This is a genomic window from Bradyrhizobium sp. AZCC 1721 (assembly GCF_036924715.1).
Lineage (GTDB): Bacteria > Pseudomonadota > Alphaproteobacteria > Rhizobiales > Xanthobacteraceae > Bradyrhizobium.
On sequence record NZ_JAZHSB010000001.1, the window covers coordinates 1,972,342 to 1,990,589 of the forward strand.

Sequence of the window (18,248 nt, forward strand, 5' to 3'; positions counted from 1 at the left end):
CCCGATTGAAGGAGGTCGGGGCAATTCAGTTGTGGGTAAGGATTTTTGCCTGCAATCGCGCCGAAGAGCCCGTTGTCGGGCAGGCCCATGGGTGTTTTTCAAATTGCGCGATCATTGAATAGTGCCCCTGATTTACCCGACGTGTCAAAATGTTCTCGCGGGATTGCAAGCATCCATGCCAGCGACCATTGCTACTTTGCATGGGGTTGTTTTCGATATTTTGGTTGGGACCGCGAACCACGTCGGCCTTGCGGCTGTCTTTCCCGTTGATGATCGCAGGATGGCTTGCCGAGCCGTAGAAGGCTGGTGGGCCCGGCAGGACTCGAACCTGCAACCAGACCGTTATGAGCGGCGGGATAACGATCGGCTTCGTTGTTTTTGCTGCGGTTTCGGTTGCGTTTGATCGCGTCTGCATTTCGTTCAGGCTGTTTCTGGTGCGAAAGTAGTGTCCTCAATCAGAAGTACAGCGGACTCCAAATCGACTCGATGATAGCGGACCTTCACAATTTTGGGGAGGACTGGCTATGGGTCGACGCTTTTACCCCGCTGGGGCTCGACGATGTGGAACGCGCCGAGTTGACGTCGCTGGCATCGCGCCGGAGCACGGCGCAGGGCTTGGCGCTGCGGGCTCGGATCATCCTGGCATGTGCTGAGGGCGAGCAGAGCAAGGTCGTAGCGGCCCGCCTGGGTATTGACCCCGACACGGTCAGCAAGTGGCGTCAGCGCTTCGCCGAACGTCGGCTTGAAGGTCTTCGGGACGAGCCGCGATCGGGGACACCGCGCACGATCGAGGATGCCCGCATCGAGGCGATGATCGTTCGCACCCTTGAGACGAAGCCCCCCGATGCCACCCACTGGAGTTCGCGCGGCATGGCGCGGGCTAGCGGGCTGTCAGTCTCGAGCGTACAGCGGATATGGCGCGTTCGGCCTGCAACCGCACCGGTTGGAGACCTTCAAGCTCTCGACCGACCCCGATTTCGTGGCCAAGGTTCGTGACGTCGTCGGCCTCTACGTGGCCCCGCCCAAGCGCGCCATCGTGCTGTGTGTCGATGAGAAGTCGCAGATTCAGGCGCTGGACCGCAGCCAGCCCATGCTGCCCATGCGACCTGGCCAGCCGGCGCGCCGTAGTCACGACTACAAACGTCACGGCACCACATCGCTGTTTGCTGCCCTCGACATCGCAACCGGTCGGGTCATCGGCAAGTGTTACGGGCGCCATCGCGCCAAAGAGTTCCGCAAATTTCTCGACGAGATCGAAGCCGCCGTACCCGACGGTCTGGACGTTCATCTCGTCATGGACAATTACGCAACCCACAAGACGCCGCTGATCCGCAACTGGCTGGCCAAGAGGCCGCGCTGGCACGTCCATTTGACGCCAACCAGTTCATCCTGGCTCAATCAGGTCGAACGTTTCTTTGCACTCATCACCGAGCGCAAGATCCGGCGCGGCATCTATCGCAGTGTGGCTGCACTACGCGCCGAGATCATGTCCTTTATCGAACACCATAACAACAACCCAAAGCCGTTCCGATGGACAAAATCAGCCGACGATATTCTCAGATCAGTCGAACGCTTCTGCGCTTACAATCTGCCAACCAGCGCTTAAAATGCCACGGACTTTTGGTTCAGGACACTAGTGCGGTCCAGAAATGCGGCCTTGGCGAGTAGGCAACGGGCTTGGTCAGGGACCTGCCGAGCCGGTGTCCCGCTTACCGTAACAACCGATTCTTCAATTCGGGCAAGGTTGTGCCCAGCAGCTCCTCAAACGCACAGTTTTGCTCACGGTGAGTTCTTCGCATCCTGGCCCCTTTGAGACATGCCGACGGGCTCAGAAAACGTCTGCTTATCGGGGTAGACCGGAAGTGATTGACGCACGGTCGGAACGACGGGATTGCCCGAACCGGAAATTGTTGCCTCGCGAGACCCGCACTGCGTCGGGATGTCCTGTTACCAAAAGTGCGGGACATCAAGAGCCAAAGGTTAAGCTATGTCATCCGTGGCTAGAGTCTGCCGCGCGGCTTTCTCTTGTGCGATAATTCCTTCGAGCCGCGAGATGTTTTCCAGCAGGCGCTGGCTGGTCAGGACGAGAAAGTAATAGCCGAATTGCGGATTTTGAAAGTAGATTTCGAGCAGCCTTTCATAAGTTATGGTCAGGACTTGTCCTCTTCTATGCATTCGACGGTCGCGGTTCGCCGTTTATTGGGAGTAAGGAAGCCAAGTTCGCCCATGAGACGTCCCGGCGGAATTTCGACGCTGATCTCCGTGACCAGGAACTTTCCAGTGACCGTCAGGAACATCTCGGTGGCCGCATCATCTTTCTTGAACAATTTATCGCCGCTGCGATATTTGCGCTCGGTCATGAACGGTTTGAGCCATTCCAATGAGGTATCGCCCTCCGTCGCGATGCGTGCCCTCTTGATCAGATTGAGCATCTGGCGGAGGCGAATTGCATTGATCGGCAGCAACAGCAGATACAGGATAAAAGTTCCGACGTTTCCGGAGAGCGCGCCAAAGGCGACGAAGAATGTGCAGCCGGCTATGTTCGCGACGCGCAGCGGCACCATTGTATGCATCAGCAAGGTAGCGACAAGAAAGATGGCGCCAACCAGGGCGAACATATTGGCAAGCGTGATGTTGGCCAGCACAATTTCCAGCAGCCGGTTGAATAGTGCGTCGTAGGTGATGTTGTTCGGATCGAGACCCATCTGAACCAGAATCTTTGCGATCCTGAGATTGTCCGCCGCCGCATCAAGAATGCGGTCTAGTATCGTCGAAGAATCTGCACTGCTGGACTCCATCGGATCATCCTCCGCGCAAAGCCGTCGGTATTCGTCGGATATCCCGGATACTGATAATTGAAGTCGGATAACGACCGTTTGAGTAAGATTACCAGCGGTCTCGGTGCAATCGATCGATCTTACCTCGGGCGGTGAATTCGGCAATTGCCCGCTCTCTAGTTCGCTTTGCCGTTGCATCTGCCCTGAGCTGAAGAGAGGTAATGCCGGCTCCCAGGCGGCTTTCGCAAGTGCAGGGCAATAGTGTCGCAAAAATCGGGAACTTCCGAGTCTGGCCCTCAGCCGAGCAACACTTAGGCCGTTGTCACGTCGGTTGTCTGCGGTAGATCGGACATCGATCCGCGCTGGCCTCCCCGCCGCATATGACCCACGCAAGGGACTGGGCTCGACATGTCCTGTCATTCATCGCCGACGTCGATTGAATTGCTGACCGTTTGACCGTTGAGTGTCTGGTTTGTCTGCCGACCGCCCATTTATCGGCGCGCAGTCCTTTGGAGGTTCATGCCTTCCATACAGCGCGTTGTCCATGTGCTTACTTGAACTGCCCACGATGCTCGGTTGGAGCCCGTGCAAGTTGAAGCCTAAGGCTGCCAGGAGCGGACAAACTGAATGATGTGAAACGGCGCACATTTGGTGCGAGCGGATTGGACTAAGATTATTGCTGGAAGTCGTGGTGCGACTGTCCCTGTTTTCTAGGGAGCTTGCCATGAACAAACTGTCCTTGATCGCGCAGGTCGCAGCTGCGTTCGAAATGGCAAATGCAACAGCCAGGAAGCTTCCCAATTGCATTAGCCCGGAATTGCCGGAACCAAGGAGCAATGTCGCGCTCTGAAGGTTCGCTCTTAGAGGAAGACCGATGAGAGCTCATGTAGATCAGCAATTGGATCGGGTGCGACATGGATTGCCCGAGCTGCGGCAGAGTCAACCCAGAGAGTAAGAAAGTCTGCGGCGACTGCGGCGCGCCGCTATTCGTGCGCTGCCCTGCGTGCGGAGCCGACAACCCGTCGGGTAAAAGGTTCTGCGGCGACTGCGGCGCAGCGCTTACGCCGACGGAAGCCGCGCGAGTATCGGCAGCGGCTCGACCGGCGACGTCCACCGTGGTGCGGGTCACGGAGCCCTCGACCTTGTCATCCGCGCCAAGTTCTTCCGCCGAGCGCCGCCAACTCACAGTGATGTTCTGCGACCTCGTCGGCTCGACGGCGCTTGCGATCATGCTCGACCCGGAAGATCTACGGGAGGTCATCGCCGAGTACCGCGATGGTGTGGCGGCCATCGTCCGCAAGTACGGGGGCACGATCAGCCGCTACATCGGCGATGGCATGCTGATCCTGTTCGGTCATCCTTCAGCGCGTGAGGATGATCCCGAGAGCGCGGTGCGCGCCGCGCTTGAGATCGCCGCGGCCCGGCACGCGCCGAGCGCCCCACCGGATCTCGAGCTGCGGGTGCGTCTCGGGCTCGCGACTGGTCTGGTTATCGTGGGGGACCTCATCGGCAGTGAGGCCGCCGAGCCGCAGGCGGTGCTCGGCGAAACGCCGAACCTGGCCGCCCGACTGCAAGCGCTCGCCGAGCCCGACGGGGTGGTAATCGCCGAGGACACGCGGCGGCTCATCGGCGGGCTCTTTGATTACGAGGATCTCGGCGCGGTGATGCTGAAGGGCTTCGCCGCCCCGGTGCGCGCCTGGCGGGTGCTGCGTGAGGGAACGGCGGAAAGCCGCTTCGAGGCGTTCCACGCGGCAGAGCTCACGCCATTGGTTGGGCGCGAGGAGGAGCTTGAGCTGCTAGTGCAGCATTGGCAGCGTGCCAGGACGGGCACTGGCCAGGTAGTGTTGCTGGCGGGGGAGCCGGGGATTGGCAAATCGCGCCTCGTCGCGGCTCTCCAGGAGCGCATCGGGGACGAGCCGCACACTCGCTTGCGGTATTTCTGCGCGCCGCATCATCAGGATAGCGCGCTGTATCCCTTCATTGCTCAGCTGCAGCGAACCGTCGATTTCGAGCGCGAGGACACGCCGGAGCACAGGTTCAGCAAGCTGCAGGCGGTGCTATCCCCAGCATTGCCGCCCGACGAGGACATAGCAATCCTTGCCGAGCTGCTATCGATCCCGACCAGCGAGCGATATCTGCCGATTGCCCTTACGCCCCAGCGAAAGAAAGAGAAGACCTTTGACGCCCTGTTTCGGCAGCTTGAAGGTCTGGCCCGGCGACACCCAGTCATGATGGTCTTCGAGGACGCGCAATGGATCGATCCGAGCTCGCGCGAGTTGCTGGACCGGACCATCGATCGGGTGGCGACCCTGCCGGTGCTGTCGCTGATCACCTTCCGCCCCGAGTTTCAGTCTGTATGGACCAGAAAGTCACACGTCAGCACGATGGTTCTGAACCGCCTTGATCAGAACGCTGGCGCCGCGCTGATCCGGAGCATGACAGGCGACCGGGGACTGCCGCCCGAGCTCGTCACTGAGATCGCCGAGCGAACGGACGGTGTGCCGCTGTTCGTCGAGGAACTGACCAAGGCTGTGCTCGAAGCGGGTGCCACCGGGGTCGAGCGCGCCGTCTCCACTGCACCGCTCCCGCGGCTCGCAGTGCCGCCCACCTTGCACGCTTCGCTGATGGCGAGGCTCGACCGTATTGGCCCGGTCGCCAAGGAGGTCGCGCAACTCGGCGCGGCCATCGGCCGGGAGTTCTCCTACGATCTGCTCGCCGCCGCCGCGCGCCGGAGCGAGAGCGAGCTGCGATCGGCGCTAGACCGGCTGACAGGTGCCGGGTTGGTGTTTCGGCGCGGCGAGCCACCCGATGCCCACTTCCTCTTTAAACACGCATTGGTGCAGGACGCGGCATACGGCACGCTGCTGCGCGGCCAGCGTCGCGAGTTGCACGGCCGTATCGCTGGCGCACTGGAGGCGAAGCTCGCGACAACGGCAGAAGCACAACCCGAGATCCTCGCGCACCACTTTGGAAATGCCGGTCTGATCGAGAAGGCGGTTTCCTATTGGCAGGAGGCCGGCGAACGTTCCAAGGCGCGCTCAGCCACGGCAGAAGCGATCAGACAGATGCGGAAGGCGCTCGATCTATTGTCCGATCTACCGGACACCGCCGAGAGCCGCCGCACCGAACTCCAACTGCAACTCGCAATCGGCGGCGCACTGATCGCCGCAAGGGGCCATGCGGCCGAAGAGACCGGAAAGTCCTACGCGCGGGCGCGTCGTCTCTGCGAGCTTCTGAACGACACGCCGAACCTGCTCAAGGCGTTGTGGGGCGAGTTCGTTCATCACCACGTGCGCGCCGAGACGAAACTGTCGCATCGCGCCGCCGAAGAACTGCTTGAGTTGGCCGGACGACAAAACGACAGGGCCGCCCGGGTGGCCGGTCATCGGGCGGTCGGCGATAGTTGGCTCCATCGCGGAGAGTTGCGCCTGGCGCGCGCGCACCTCGAGCAGGGGCTTGCACTTTACGATCCCACGCAGCATCGATCTCTGACGCTTCTGTTCGCCGAGAACGCCCGGGTGGCGATGCTCTCCTTCCTGTCGCTGACACTCGGGCTTTTGGGCTTCGCCGATCAGGCCCGGGCGCGGAGCAGGGAGGCCCTGGCAGAGGCGCGCGAGCTGTCGCATCCCATCAGCCTCGCATTCGCGTTAAGCGTCGCCTGCCGGCTGCATTTCGTGCTCGACGATCCACGGACCGTGCGCCTGCTCGCGGATGAGCTCATCGCGCTTACTACCGAGCAGGGCTTTGCCTTCTTTCTCGCGATGGGAACGGCATATCGCGGCTGGACCTTGGTCGAGGCCGGCGAACCAGACGCCGGGATGGATCTGCTGCGGCTCGGGATCAAGGGATTCCAAGCATCCGGCGCGGCGTGGACTCTTCCGTTCTACCTCGCGCAGCTTGCCACGGCGCACGTGAAGACCGGAACGCCCGAAGACGGGCTCGGCCGACTATCTGAGGCTTTGTCTCTAACCGAGAAATCGGGCGTGCGGTGGTTCGAGGCCGAACTGCGATGCCGGCGAGGCCAGCTGTTGCGGACCATTCACCAGGACGCTGAGGCCGAGGCGGAGGCCGACTTTCTCCGCGCGATCGCGATCGCGCGCCAGCAGGAGGCGAAGCTCTGGGAACTCCGCTCCGCCATCAGCCTCGCCCGACTCTGGTGCGACCAGGACAGGCGCAATGAAGCACGCTGTCTCCTCGCGCAGGTCTACGGATGGTTCACCGAGGGCTTCGACACACCCGACTTGAAAAATGCTGGAGCCTTACTCGACGAACTAGCGCATAGAAGTCGAAGCCCGGCTGATCGTCATTGCCCGCCCGAATTCTGACTGCCTTGAAGCACATTGGATGTCGTCTTTTTGCGGAAGAGCGGACCTGCTTCCTGCAGAGGCCGACTTCCGAGTCTGATCCTGGCTGTGTGAAAACGCGGCTACTTTGCTATGATTCTCTCGTGATTCTGCGGGGGAAGCTGATGAGGCGCTTCGTTGAGGCCGCTCGTGGGCAATGGACGCTACTGCCCGAGTGCCTCGATGATTTCATTGACGAGGGCAACCCCGTCCGCGTCATCGACGTGTTTGTCGGTGCGCTCGATTTGGCGGAGATGAGCTTTGAAGGAGTGGAGCCGGCGGCGACTGGTCGGCCCTCGTACCATCCCTCGGTTCTGCTTAAGCTTTACATTTACGGCTACCTAAACCGGGTGCAGTCGAGCCGCCGGCTCGAACGAGAAGCCGGACGCAATGTCGAGGTGATGTGGCTGCTGGGCCGGCTCGCTCCCGATCACAAGACGATCGCGGACTTCCGGAAGGATAACGGCTTGGCGCTGCGCAAGGTCTGTGCGCGCTTCGTCGAACTTTGCCGCGAAATGGGGCTTCTTGCGACGGCGAGCGTCGCCATCGATGGCAGCAAGTTCAAGGCCGTGAACAACCGGGATAAGAACTTCACACGGGCGAACGGCGGCGTGCCCAGCTGGAGGAGAGCGTCGCGCGCTATTTGAGCCAACTTGATACCGCCGATCGACAGGAACCGACGGAGGCGCTGGCGGCGAAGGTGACAAGGCTTACCGAGAAACTGACGAAGCTGAAGGAAGAAATGGGCAAGCTTGCCGTCTACGAGAAGCAGATGCTCGCGTCGCCCGACCAGCAAATCTCTCTGACCGATCCCGACAGCCGATCGATGGCGACGAGCGGCCGTGGTTCCGGCGTCGTCGGCTACTGGACCACAGCCTGTCAAGATTGTGCGCTTAAATCGCAGTGTACGACAGGACCGGAGCGGCGGATTCCGCGATGGGAGCATGAGCATCTGCTCGAAGCCGTGCAGCGGCGCCTTGATGCAAACCCGCATGCCATGCGCGTGCGTCGCGAGACGGTCGAGCATCCGTTCGGCACGATGAAGGCCCGCATGGGGGCGACACACTTCCTCACCAAGACGCTTCCAAAAGTAGCCGCCGAGATGGCTCTCTCGGTCCTGGCCTATAACCTGACACGGGTCATGAACATCGTCGGGACCAAGCCGCTGATGGCTGCGATCGTCGCCTGAGACCGAACCGGTCCTGGCCTCTCATCGACTTCCTGGAAGGGCGTTTTTGCACGGCCAAGACCCATTTCGGAACTAAGGCGGTGACGGATCTTTGGGCTTCCGCAGTGGTCGCGCACGGACGTGTCAAAAAAACTTGGCCAGATGTCGGCAGGCGTTAATTGACTTCGTCCTTAGGGCTTAAACCAGCCCGCCGGGCTTGGGTCAAAGTGAGTGGATATGCAATGGCAAAGAACACTATTTGTCTATGGTACGATGGGATGCTGAGGCAGCCGCTCGTTTTTATGCCGAAACCTTTCCTGATAGCACTGTGGGTGCCGTCCACCGTGCGCCGGGTGACTACCCATCCGGTAAGAAGGGAGATGTGCTTACGGTCGAATTCAATGTTGCCGGCGTCTCGTGTATCGGCATCAACGGCGGTCCCATGTTCAAACACAACGAAGCCTTCTCGTTTCAGATCGCCACTGACGATCAAACTGAGACCGACCGCTATTGGAATGCCATCGTCGGCAATGGCGGCCAAGAGAGCGCCTGCGGCTGGTGCAAAGATAAATGGGGCGTTTCGTGGCAAATTACGCCCCGCGTGCTGACCGCAGCAATGGCGGCAGGTGGCAACGAAGCCAAGCGCGCGTTTGATGCGATGATGAAAATGAGGAAAATAGACATCGCTGTGATCGAGGCGGCGCGCCGCGGCTGAGTCGAGGCAGGAAGTCCGTGATGGCTGCTATTGGTCACCTATGAGACATGCCCGCCTATCCTGAGAATGTCCGTTCACCGGGGTACACCGGAAGTCGCCGTTGGTCCGGTCAACCGCCACCCATAGCGGACATTCGCCTGTAAATCACAGGCCGTCCGGATCGGGCGGCGGCGACGGAAACGGAGCTCTACGCAGCCTCAACCCTTCCAGCCGGCCTTGCGCAAGCCTTCGACGAGATGAGCGTGGTCCTCCGGACGAAACCACGGAGCTCTGTTGCGGACATACATGTCAAATGCTAGCGGTGCGCGCGAGACGGCCTTCTCCAATGCTCCCTTCGCTTCCGTTGTGCGCCCAAGTTGGCCCAGCGCCGCCGCGGGCCAGCGGTAGATCATTGGAAAATCGGGATACGACCGGATCAGCCGTTTCGCGGCTTCGATCGAAGCCTCGTATTCGCCGCAGAAATACAGACCACAGGCAACGTGCAACAAACGTACTGCCAGATACGGATCGCGGGGATCGAGCCTAATACAGGTTTCGAGAGCCGCGAGCCCTTCCCTTGGCCGTCCTGCGAAGATCAACGTCGCGCCTCTGTGGCCATGCGCGATGGCCAGATTTGGACTCATAGAGAGAGCTCGCTCGATCTCCGCCAACGCACCGTCGGCGTCGCCGCGCGCTTGCAAGGTCCAGCCGAGGCATGAACGGGATTCTGCATCGGCGCCATCGAGCGCGACCGCCCGACGGGCCAGGGTTTCGGCCGAGCGTTGCGCGTTTGGCAGATCCAGCTTTTGGTAAATCGCGGCCGCTTGCAACTGGTACAAGGCGAGCGCGCTGTAGCCCCCGGCGAAGGTCGGGTCGAGCTCGATTGCCTGCTTAAAAAAAACCTCTGCCGTCGCATCGTCGTCTGGGGTAGCTTTGCTCAGATGCCACAGACCGCGTTGATAAGCCGCCCAGGCATCGAGGCTCTCCGGTGGCTTGCGCATGGCGCGTCGCAGCTCCGCGTCTGCAATGGCGGGGGCCAGGGCGGTCGTCAGCGCTTCGGTGAGCTCGTCCTGCATCGCGAAAATATCGGCGAGATCGCGGTCGTAGCGCTCGGCCCACACATGCTTGCTGGTTCCCGCCTCTATCAATTGCGCAGTGACGCGGATCCGATTGCCGGACTTGCGCACGCTACCTTCGAGCACATAGCGCATGCCGAGCTCGCGTCCGACTTGTTTCACATCGACCGCTCGACCCTTGTAGGTGAAGGAAGAGTTCCGGGCGATGACGAACAGCGAGGGATAGTGCGATAGTGCCGTGATCACATCCTCCGCGATCCCGTCGGAGACGAACTCTTGCTCGGGATCGCCGCTCATGTTGGTGAATGGCAGCACGGCGACGGACGGTTTGTCGGGCAAGGCGAGCGCCGGGATCTCAGTTTTGCGCGTCGCGGGCCGCTGGCTGGGATCGATGATGATACGGTAAACGTGGACAGGCCGGGCGATATTCTTCAGCGTTTGTTCGCCCGCGTCCTCGACGTCGAAAGACACCTTATCGCGCGCGTGACTGAGGACTGTACGCGAGATACATATGCCGCCGGGTTCGGCCAGCTCCTCAAGTCGCGCCGCGACGTTCACGCCATCGCCATAGAGGTCTCGGCGTTCGATCATCACGTCGCCAAGGTTAACCCCGACGCGAAACTCAATTCGTTTTTCCTGCGGCACGTTGGCATTGCGGTCAACCATGCCCTGCTGAACCTCGATCGCGCAGCGTACTGCATCCACCACGCTTGGAAACTCAATTAGAATTCCATCACCGGTCGTTTTCACGATGCGGCCGCGATGTTGCTTGTTCTTTGGATCGATCAGCTCGCGGCGAAGGAGATTGAGGCGAGCAAGCGTACCCTCCTCGTCCGCACCCATCAGCCGGCTATAGCCGGCGATATCGGCGGCGAGAATAGCGGCGAGCTTGCGTTTGGTCTGATCTGAGGCCATTGGGGGCTTCCCCCAGTTCCTCTCCATATTATCACGGAATGTTGTGCCTCTGGGATAATTCACGCGGGATGGCCGCCGAGAGACTCGGACCTTGCGCTGATGCCGGATGCGGATCCCAGCGCCACCACGATGAGGAACGCCATCGTCATCCAGCCAGCGTTGCACAGGTCCGGAACCTGGCGCCTGTCGAAGTAACGGGTCGAGCTGACATGTCCGCTCATTGCGGCAAGCCAGACGTGGCCCTCAACACGCGGGACTTCCAACTCAGACATCCGGACTTAATAAGCTATTTGACTTTATCGTGACGATCGAAGATGTGGCGCACGCGAAGCCAGCTCCAGACTTGCCCCTATCACGCACTTGTTTTAGCGCAATAGGATGCGGGCTCCGGCCTATTTGGCTCTAAGCGCTCTGAGAGCCGCAATAGCCTCAGCCGCAGATTCTCGTGCGTGAGGCTCGCAAGACATCCAAAACCGATATTTGCGCGGCTCGCGGCGTTTGAGGATCGGCCAAGTAAATGCCATCGCGCGCGTGATACTGCCATCTTATCAACGAGCCAAATCCGACCGAGGCTCAACGGAATAGGCGTTTCTTCAATTCGCTTCCATTTGCTGGGATTAGGTTCAACGGCCCGTCGAAATCTCTTGAACAGCATTGGCTTCCCCTCGTTTTCCCGCACGTATACTACTAATAGCCAAAACCCAGCCGTCCAGCGGGCGGTTACACACGCCGCCTGTGCGGTGGTCCGGCTACCGCGCTCCCCTTCTTGAGGCCTCCGGACCGATGACTAGCCCGGGGCTTCTCTGGTACATCGGGTCATCAGGCCAATTTTAACGTTAGGGCGGCAGGTTCAGGCGGATCAACGATAGAGCGTTTGATCTAAGAACCGGGCCTACGTTATCGGGCCGGACGGCCACGTTATCAATCGGGTCGATATCCGCTGCTCTGACGAGAAGCGGCTCGTAAGGTCGCCGTTGATGACCACGCCATTGAGCTTTGGCAAGCCGACCGCTTCATAGAACGCTTTGAACCAGAGCAGTAAGGCCTGCCTCAGTTGCGGGAGCCTATCTTTTTCGAATGTCGCCTGTTGGCACGAAGCGGCCTTACGAAGCAGCTACAATCCCGCTCGTCATTGACTGAGTGGGATCGCTTGTGGAGAAAACTTGGATGCCTCAGCCGCGCTTACTGCGCGCGAGGTAACCGGCAGTGACCTCGCCTTTGTGGGTGGCAAAGGCTGCCAGGACTTCGGCTTTCTCGCGCTTCGGAACCTTGGCGAAATCCAGGCTCCGACCGAGTTCGACTGCGACCTCGTCAAATTCTGCCGGGGAGATCCGGAGCTCGCGGTGGGCCTCCTCAAGGCCAAGCGGCGTCGTCCCGGGCTTGGTGGCCTTGAACTGGAAAGGCCCACCCGAAACGTCGCAGATCCATAACGTGCGCATGAACTTGAGACCTGGCAGCCTCGTCAGGTTCTTGGTGTGCCATTGCCTCAGCTGCGGGTTCTGGGATTTCTGACCAACGATGGGATTCTTCACGACGGCATCGCTAAAGTGATCAACTACTGCCGCGATGGCGAAAACACCGCCCATCCGCTCATACAGAGCCTTTTCGGGCTTGGTCTGCTGCGCCTGCGCGTACGCGTTGCCAGCTCCGGCCAAGGCCGCCGGGGCGGCGGCCAGCGCCAGGCCGGCGATAATGTTTCGTCTTGTCATGGAAGTCGAAAGAGGTCGTGCCATTGGTTACTTCCTTTGATGATGGTTCGAAGGTGTTCCCTTCCAGCCGGTGTGGACGCTGGACTAGTTTGGCAACGACCGGTGACAAACGGGTCCGTCGGCTCTGCGCGCGGCCGCCTACTTTCCCATCAGCGCTTTGTTGCCGTCCCGTTGGATGGGATTGAATAGAAAAGGTTCCCGGTAAAAACGCCGCTGATTCACTACCTGAGCGATGGCGCTCTCAGCGCGAGTTGGGAAACAGCTGGAGTCCGTTCCTCGTGGTAAATCGGAAATCATTCAGGAGCGCGCCGAAGCCCGAAAATGATCCCGAAGCAGAAATCGGCCGTTGTTGATTTTCGCGGGAATCGAATTCAGGTCATTGCCGGGCGACCATGGCGTTCCACCATGGACAAACGCCGCTTAGCCTCTGGTAATTGCCGTCCATCACCTGGAGCGGGGCACGGCGTCCTTCGGGGGGCGCCGGCAGGCGCACGAGCAGCTGATCATCGAGGTCCATTTCGGCCGCTCGCGCGGAAAGCGCCAGCATCGCCGCAATGGCGGCCAAACGGGCGAATTTTCGAAGACGCGGCTTCTGATCGCGCATCGAATTTGCGCAGCGCGGCAACAAGTTTGCACTGCCATCAGGTCGACGGTTGTGCTCTCTTTGGCTGCGCGACCTCTCGCTGATCATTTCAGCCCCAGCCCCATGATCGGCTCGAGAGGGAGCGCTGCCCCGGCGTTGATCCCCACGATTCGAGCCGGTCGCCTTCATGAGTTCACCTGGAGTGACAGCCATGGTGCAGAACCTAGTAGTCGGATTGGTCGTGGTGGTTTTGATCATCATGGGCGTGCTTGCCTACGCCCAGAAACATGAGGGTTGCTTGCACGGGCGCTCACTCCAAACCTTCAAGCCCTGCGGATCAGTTAGCGTTGACCTGTAGCGCTGGCCGCGACGCTGCAGCCAACCTCGCGCGATTTGGTGCCGATGATCCCGGGGCAAATCGCGGTTCGCCTATTTCCGTCTGTACGGGCCGAGCCGAGCTGTTCTTCAATCGAACATGGGTTGGGTTCTTGACAAACTGAGCGACTGATCAGGCGACGCTTTGGGCTCGCTTCCGTTGGTGGTCTGTCGAAGTCTGTTCTTGGCACATCGCGTCATATCGCTGCACTGAGAAATTTTGTCTCTATCGAGGCATAGCGGACTCTGGCAAGCCGACCGCCGGAGATTTGTAGGTTCACGGGCGGTCATGCGCCCGGCGCGAAAAGCGCGTGCCCAGTTCGCGACATACTGATGAAGACCGACAGGTCCGTGCCAACCACGTCGTCATAAACTACCTTTCTTCATCCGGATCCACCCAGACATAGCGCGCGTGATCTACCGTGTTTCAGGCGGCACGGATTTCAAGTCCGCCTCCCGCAACCCGCGCATTAGGTTGCGGGAAGCGTCACGGCGTTGTCAGAGATCGACGCCGATGCTGACGTTGCGGCCCGTTAGTTCGGCAAAGGTAGCTGTATGTGCATACAGCTTCGCAAATTCCGGGTCGTTTGCTACCTTCTCCTGCGTCTTGCCATACACTTCCCAACTGGCGTAGCGCGTGACAATCAACCACTCTCCCGCCCACATGCCGGTGTGGAAGCGGGACATCCGAAGAAATTCGGCACCATGTTTTTCGAAAATTGCCTTCGCTTGCTTGGCGGTCTTGACCATTTCCTCGGTCTTGTCGCTCTTAAAGCGCGTGAATTGCGTGATCGTCGGCATGCGAACTTCCTCCCCTTAGTTCCATCCCCTGAAATCCGGGGACCATTAGATCGGTCTAGGGGACGATCCCCAAGGTTCAAGGAGGCGATGCCGGTGATCCTGACAACCGATGAGGGGCGCAACGTCTGGATGCGCGCGTCATGGCAAGAAGCGAAGGCTTTGCAGCAAGCGATGCTGGACAAAGCAATGAAGGTAGTGGCACGCGGCCCCGAAAAACCGAAAAAGAGGACGTCGCCAGCGCCGCATGACCGATGGTTTTGCGTGTGGGCAAGAATGCGCCCCCTCGAGGTGCGGTTGGCGGTCATAAAGATCATCCAAATGTGATCGAGTGCTTTTCAACAACAAGTTCCATCGAAACGATTTCCCTCTTTTATCTCAATGGGAAGCGACAATGCGCAAGAACGTGCAGATCTTATCCGTGGCCGTGCTCCATTGAACCTTACATCAAGCTGTCGAACGTACCTTCGTGGAAGGAAACCAGGAGGTTTCCCATGAAGCATCTGATCATATCTGCAATTGCAGTCGTTGCCGTTCTTACTACTGCAACCACCATGCCGTCGTCGTACTCACCTTCGACCGAGCGTCAAGCCGCCAGTACAGTCATAGGTCATTGCAAGAATTTCCACAGCCTGGCCGGGACAAAAGCTTCCGAGCTATTGCCTTACTAAGCGCGAAGACATTCTGTGCAAGGTGCCGGATGCGCACGCCGTGGGACGAGGCAAAGGGATACGCCATGGCTACTATTACTGATCTGCGAGAACGTTTCAACGAAGTCGTCTCGAATGAAGAAGAGCGCCGGCCAATCCGGTCTGCTGGACATTTCACCCAAGGGCGACCTTGCAGGCTTCGTGAAGGTGCTCGACGATCACACCCTTGCGATTCCTGACAGGCTCGGCAACCGCCGCCTGGATACCTTCCACAATGTGCTTCGAAATCCGAACGTCGGAATAATCTTCCTTATTCCGGGCGTGACGCACACACTTCGGGTAAGCGGGAAGGCTATCATCGTGAGAGACGATATCCTCCGAGATTCGATGAAGGTGAATGGCAAGGCGCCAAATCACGTCTTGATGGTGGGAGTGGAAAGGGTTTTCTCACACTGCCCGAGGTGCATGATGAGATCTGGTCGCTGGCAACCCGATACATGGGGCGAGCCAACCGCCGTGCCATCCTTTGCTGCAACGCTGGTCGCTCACGCCAAGACACAGCACAGCGTCGAGGAGATGCAGGCCATCATCGAGAAAGGTCACAAGGAAAGGCTGTGAGGGATGTCCGCTGGTGGCACTTTTGAGACATGCCGACCGGCCCTGACGATGTCCGTTCACCGGGATACACCGGAAGTCTTCGTCGGACGGTGAAAACGACGCTTTTGACCCAAAAGGAGACTGACGCGAGCGGGATCCCTAGGTGCGACGTGGAGTCAGGGCCAAGGCCCCAGGAACTAAGGTTTCTCACGCCAGTTGCTTGAAGAGAAGCTAAGGGAGAACTCCCATGGACATGACCGACGCCTCTGCGATGACCGAAGCTTCCGGGCTGACGAGCGACCAGGAGCGGATCGAGCACGCTTCCGAGGCCATACGTGACATGACTGACGACATGACGGGCAATTCCGCACCGCTTGCGCCAAGGTCGCGATCGCTTACCGAACCCCTGGCCGATCACTTGCGCCGGATGACGCTTGCGGCTCCCCTACACTCGTTGGTGATAGCGTTCTTGCTCGGCACGTTTGTAGGTCGACGATACTGAACTGCGCGGTAGTGAGTCAAAGACGCGATCCCGCGGGGAGGGTAGCTTCTGGCGGATTGTGTTGAAGAAGTCCGCGAACTGGCAATTTGGGATCGGACAATGCGACCGGCGCACGGGTGCTTGGTTGTGCCTAAGCGGGCAGGAGCGCAGGGATCGGGATCAGCTTTGCGAGTTTCCGGCCGAGCTGGCAGAACCAGCGATAAGCGAGGTTCAGGTGCACCTCCTCGCACAACCGCCGTTCGGAACGAACGCCGATCTTCCGCCGTTCTTCCACGTATTCGAGGACCCTGCTCGACGAGGTGCTTGTGGACGGGCACGCGGCGCAACCGTTTGCCCTTGGTGACTTCTGGCCTGAGCACGAAACACCAATGGTTCATTATTTGCTGGATGTCGGAAGTGAAATCGCGTCATGACCCAAGCCGAACAACGCTTGAGCCATAGTTATCTCCGCTCTAACTAGCGGGCCGAATCTCCGTTTGCGGGTCGCCGCGACAGCGGCCGGGAGCGGGGTGCGAACCAGGGACGTGGTCTCCAGGAGATGCACGACGGTTGCCAGAACTTTTCGTCTCCCGCCGGACACCCGCTTTCTTCCTGCGGCGCACACAATTCTCCGCGGGCGCCGCTTCGATGTGCCACGCCCATCAGTCGAGCGATTTCTCGAGCTTTTGTGCCGCCCGAAAGTCATCCATGTGATGTAGGTTCGGGCCGTATGCGGCCTCCTTCGTCAGGAGGTGATAGATCCTTCCTACCACGATCTGGAGGTGCCTCATCCGTCCGACGGGCATCGCCCGAGCCCGGCAAAGGGCTCGGACAGCATGGGCTCGGAAATAGTGAAAAGCGTCCGACATGCGGATCCAACGTCCGTCGGGGATTTTGGTTCTTCCAGCCGCCCCTCCAGGAACCCCTCGGAGATCACCTGGTTGAAAAGGCATGACAAGAATTCTCTACGAAAGCGCCAACGGTGACGTCTGGCGGCTGGTCCGTGATCCGCAATCGGGTGTCGCGATGGTGGAGCACAAGCCGAATGCCAGCTCCGGGGGACGTGCGTCCCTGATCGAAATCGGAAAATTCCTTCGAGCTGGCGCCAACGGTCCCGAACACCAGGCTCTACTCCAGTTGATTGGCACCCTGGTCAACGACTGACGAGCGTCAGGAAGGCCGACTGGCCGCCGACTGCATTGGCGGTCTGCGCGCGAGGGTCGAGTTGGACACTATGCGATCGAGGATTTCGATGCCGCGACGCGGGCGTGGTTTCTATTCGTACTCGCGATGGACAGCCTGTGCCGCGCCATCGGCACCTCGGACATGTACCCATTCGTGTTGACGCGCCCGGTGATCGGCAAGCTGGCGTTTATTCAATAGCTGGTTCAACGCGAGCGGTCGGCATTACCGCCGGCTCCGGCGGAGGGGTAGGGGGACAGTCGCCCAGGTGACGTTCCCTTGAAACAAAGCCGGTCTAATCGCATTGTAGCACATCACCAGCAATGGTCAGCCAAAGACGCGGGTGGAGATAGTGTGTGCTCCCGATATGATACAGGAGGTGCGCATGTGCGATTTGTGCCGCGAGCTGGACTATAAGATCGAAGCGTGTCGGAGATTAGAAAACTCAACCAATGACAAGCTAACGCGCGAAGCTCTCGCTGACCTCATCAGGGAATACGAGGAGGACAAAGCCAGGCTCCATCCACACCAGTCGGAGGAGGCATGACGAAGTTAAGTTGCTTCGCAGTGTTCAATCCTGCGCAAGCCTTATGCTCGACCGATTGAGCGGCGAGTTGCAAAAGATGGCTCTGCGCTAACTCACCGGCACGCCGTCCGTAATGTCAGTATTGAACGTAGCCGATGGCCGGTAGAGTCCCTTCGCTTCAGACACGGGCCCGGATCGAGCGGCATACAAAGACTTTGGATCGCTAAAGCTGCGGGAGTTCAAGGGTCGCTCCGAACAAGGGCGGCTGCTTTTTACGCCTGGTGGGTGACGGGAACCAAAGCATGGATAGCGCTTTTACTGGATAGCGCACAGCCGCCCTTGCGCGTTGCAGGGGATGCGTCCCGGGATTGTTC

At 59.7% G+C, this 18,248-nt stretch carries 14 protein-coding genes and 5 pseudogenes; 11 read left to right on the plus strand and 8 right to left on the minus strand.

What is annotated here, in order from left to right; translation table 11 throughout:
• Positions 1 to 25: 25 nt before the first annotated feature.
• Positions 26 to 415: a hypothetical protein gene (locus V1273_RS09585; protein WP_334409400.1), complete on the minus strand. Its 390-nt coding sequence runs from the start codon at positions 413 to 415 to the stop codon at positions 26 to 28.
• Positions 416 to 486: 71 nt separating this feature from the next.
• On the opposite strand from V1273_RS09585, the pseudogene V1273_RS09590 reads away from it, so the two are divergent.
• Positions 487 to 1,606 (plus strand): annotated as a pseudogene (locus V1273_RS09590) (IS630 family transposase).
• 544 nt (positions 1,607 to 2,150) lie between these two features.
• Here the strand turns inward: V1273_RS09590 and V1273_RS09595 are convergent.
• The gene (locus V1273_RS09595; RefSeq protein ID WP_334409402.1) at positions 2,151 to 2,942 is read right to left on the minus strand and encodes a cyclic nucleotide-binding domain-containing protein; all 792 of its coding nucleotides are present in this window, start codon (positions 2,940 to 2,942) and stop codon (positions 2,151 to 2,153) included.
• Positions 2,943 to 3,691: 749 nt separating this feature from the next.
• Between V1273_RS09595 and V1273_RS34000 the strand changes: the two are divergent.
• The 4 genes and pseudogenes from V1273_RS34000 to V1273_RS09615 all read left to right on the plus strand — a co-directional run.
• Positions 3,692 to 3,769: pseudogene (locus V1273_RS34000) on the plus strand (zinc-ribbon domain-containing protein); the annotation flags it as partial.
• A 237-nt stretch (positions 3,770 to 4,006) separates the two neighbouring features.
• Positions 4,007 to 7,102 carry an AAA family ATPase gene (locus tag V1273_RS09605; protein WP_334409404.1) on the plus strand — a complete coding sequence of 1,032 codons (3,096 nt, stop codon included), beginning with the start codon at positions 4,007 to 4,009 and terminating at the stop codon, positions 7,100 to 7,102.
• 143 nt (positions 7,103 to 7,245) lie between these two features.
• Positions 7,246 to 8,309, plus strand: a pseudogene (locus V1273_RS09610) (transposase).
• Between the two features lie 221 nt (positions 8,310 to 8,530).
• Positions 8,531 to 9,003: pseudogene (locus V1273_RS09615) on the plus strand (VOC family protein).
• A gap of 197 nt (positions 9,004 to 9,200) precedes the next feature.
• Here the strand turns inward: V1273_RS09615 and V1273_RS09620 are convergent.
• The 5 genes from V1273_RS09620 to V1273_RS09640 all read right to left on the minus strand — a co-directional run bounded on the left by V1273_RS09620 (position 9,201) and on the right by V1273_RS09640 (position 14,441).
• A complete protein-coding gene (locus V1273_RS09620; protein WP_334409405.1) occupies positions 9,201 to 10,973 on the minus strand; it encodes an adenylate/guanylate cyclase domain-containing protein in 1,773 nt (590 codons plus the stop codon).
• Between the two features lie 59 nt (positions 10,974 to 11,032).
• Positions 11,033 to 11,236, minus strand: coding sequence for a hypothetical protein (locus V1273_RS09625; protein ID WP_334383363.1), 204 nt, complete (start codon positions 11,234 to 11,236; stop codon positions 11,033 to 11,035).
• A 909-nt stretch (positions 11,237 to 12,145) separates the two neighbouring features.
• Positions 12,146 to 12,706 carry a globin domain-containing protein gene (locus V1273_RS09630; protein ID WP_334383362.1) on the minus strand — a complete coding sequence of 187 codons (561 nt, stop codon included), beginning with the start codon at positions 12,704 to 12,706 and terminating at the stop codon, positions 12,146 to 12,148.
• A gap of 352 nt (positions 12,707 to 13,058) precedes the next feature.
• Positions 13,059 to 13,526 (minus strand): hypothetical protein, encoded by a 468-nt coding sequence (locus V1273_RS09635; protein ID WP_334383361.1) that lies wholly within the window; start codon positions 13,524 to 13,526, stop codon positions 13,059 to 13,061.
• 612 nt (positions 13,527 to 14,138) lie between these two features.
• Positions 14,139 to 14,441, minus strand: a complete 303-nt coding sequence (locus V1273_RS09640) for a DUF6854 domain-containing protein (RefSeq protein WP_334383360.1) — start codon at positions 14,439 to 14,441, stop codon at positions 14,139 to 14,141.
• 93 nt (positions 14,442 to 14,534) lie between these two features.
• Between V1273_RS09640 and V1273_RS09645 the strand changes: the two genes are divergently transcribed.
• From V1273_RS09645 to V1273_RS09660, 4 genes are all read left to right on the plus strand, one after another.
• On the plus strand, positions 14,535 to 14,765 hold the full coding sequence (locus V1273_RS09645) for a hypothetical protein (protein WP_334383359.1): 231 nt from the start codon (positions 14,535 to 14,537) through the stop codon (positions 14,763 to 14,765).
• A 167-nt stretch (positions 14,766 to 14,932) separates the two neighbouring features.
• The gene (locus tag V1273_RS09650) at positions 14,933 to 15,109 is read left to right on the plus strand and encodes a hypothetical protein (protein WP_334383358.1); all 177 of its coding nucleotides are present in this window, start codon (positions 14,933 to 14,935) and stop codon (positions 15,107 to 15,109) included.
• A 114-nt stretch (positions 15,110 to 15,223) separates the two neighbouring features.
• Positions 15,224 to 15,706, plus strand: a complete 483-nt coding sequence (locus V1273_RS09655) for an MSMEG_1061 family FMN-dependent PPOX-type flavoprotein (protein WP_334409406.1) — start codon at positions 15,224 to 15,226, stop codon at positions 15,704 to 15,706.
• A gap of 226 nt (positions 15,707 to 15,932) precedes the next feature.
• Complete coding sequence (locus V1273_RS09660) at positions 15,933 to 16,187, plus strand: hypothetical protein (RefSeq protein WP_334367568.1); 255 nt, start codon at positions 15,933 to 15,935, stop codon at positions 16,185 to 16,187.
• 178 nt (positions 16,188 to 16,365) lie between these two features.
• On the opposite strand, the pseudogene V1273_RS09665 reads toward V1273_RS09660, so the two are convergent.
• Positions 16,366 to 16,440: pseudogene (locus V1273_RS09665) on the minus strand (transposase); the annotation flags it as partial.
• Between the two features lie 677 nt (positions 16,441 to 17,117).
• Here V1273_RS09665 and V1273_RS09670 point away from each other — a divergent pair.
• Positions 17,118 to 17,330, plus strand: coding sequence for a hypothetical protein (locus V1273_RS09670; RefSeq protein WP_334367569.1), 213 nt, complete (start codon positions 17,118 to 17,120; stop codon positions 17,328 to 17,330).
• A gap of 75 nt (positions 17,331 to 17,405) precedes the next feature.
• The gene (locus V1273_RS34005; protein WP_417021246.1) at positions 17,406 to 17,549 is read left to right on the plus strand and encodes a putative zinc-binding metallopeptidase; all 144 of its coding nucleotides are present in this window, start codon (positions 17,406 to 17,408) and stop codon (positions 17,547 to 17,549) included.
• Positions 17,550 to 18,248 lie beyond the last annotated feature (699 nt).

Bases quoted from the DNA above. Each gene is read 5' to 3' on its own strand.
- V1273_RS09585 (WP_334409400.1), bottom strand. From the start codon at position 415: ATGCAGACGCGATCAAACGCAACCGAAACCGCAGCAAAAACAACGAAG.
- V1273_RS09605 (WP_334409404.1), top strand. From the start codon at position 4,007: ATGCTCGACCCGGAAGATCTACGGGAGGTCATCGCCGAGTACCGCGAT.
- V1273_RS09620 (WP_334409405.1), bottom strand. From the start codon at position 10,973: ATGGCCTCAGATCAGACCAAACGCAAGCTCGCCGCTATTCTCGCCGCC.
- V1273_RS09630 (WP_334383362.1), bottom strand. From the start codon at position 12,706: ATGGCACGACCTCTTTCGACTTCCATGACAAGACGAAACATTATCGCC.
- V1273_RS09635 (WP_334383361.1), bottom strand. From the start codon at position 13,526: ATGATGATCAAAACCACCACGACCAATCCGACTACTAGGTTCTGCACC.
- V1273_RS09640 (WP_334383360.1), bottom strand. From the start codon at position 14,441: ATGCCGACGATCACGCAATTCACGCGCTTTAAGAGCGACAAGACCGAG.
- V1273_RS09650 (WP_334383358.1), top strand. From the start codon at position 14,933: ATGAAGCATCTGATCATATCTGCAATTGCAGTCGTTGCCGTTCTTACT.
- V1273_RS09655 (WP_334409406.1), top strand. From the start codon at position 15,224: ATGAAGAAGAGCGCCGGCCAATCCGGTCTGCTGGACATTTCACCCAAG.
- V1273_RS09660 (WP_334367568.1), top strand. From the start codon at position 15,933: ATGGACATGACCGACGCCTCTGCGATGACCGAAGCTTCCGGGCTGACG.
- V1273_RS09670 (WP_334367569.1), top strand. From the start codon at position 17,118: ATGACAAGAATTCTCTACGAAAGCGCCAACGGTGACGTCTGGCGGCTG.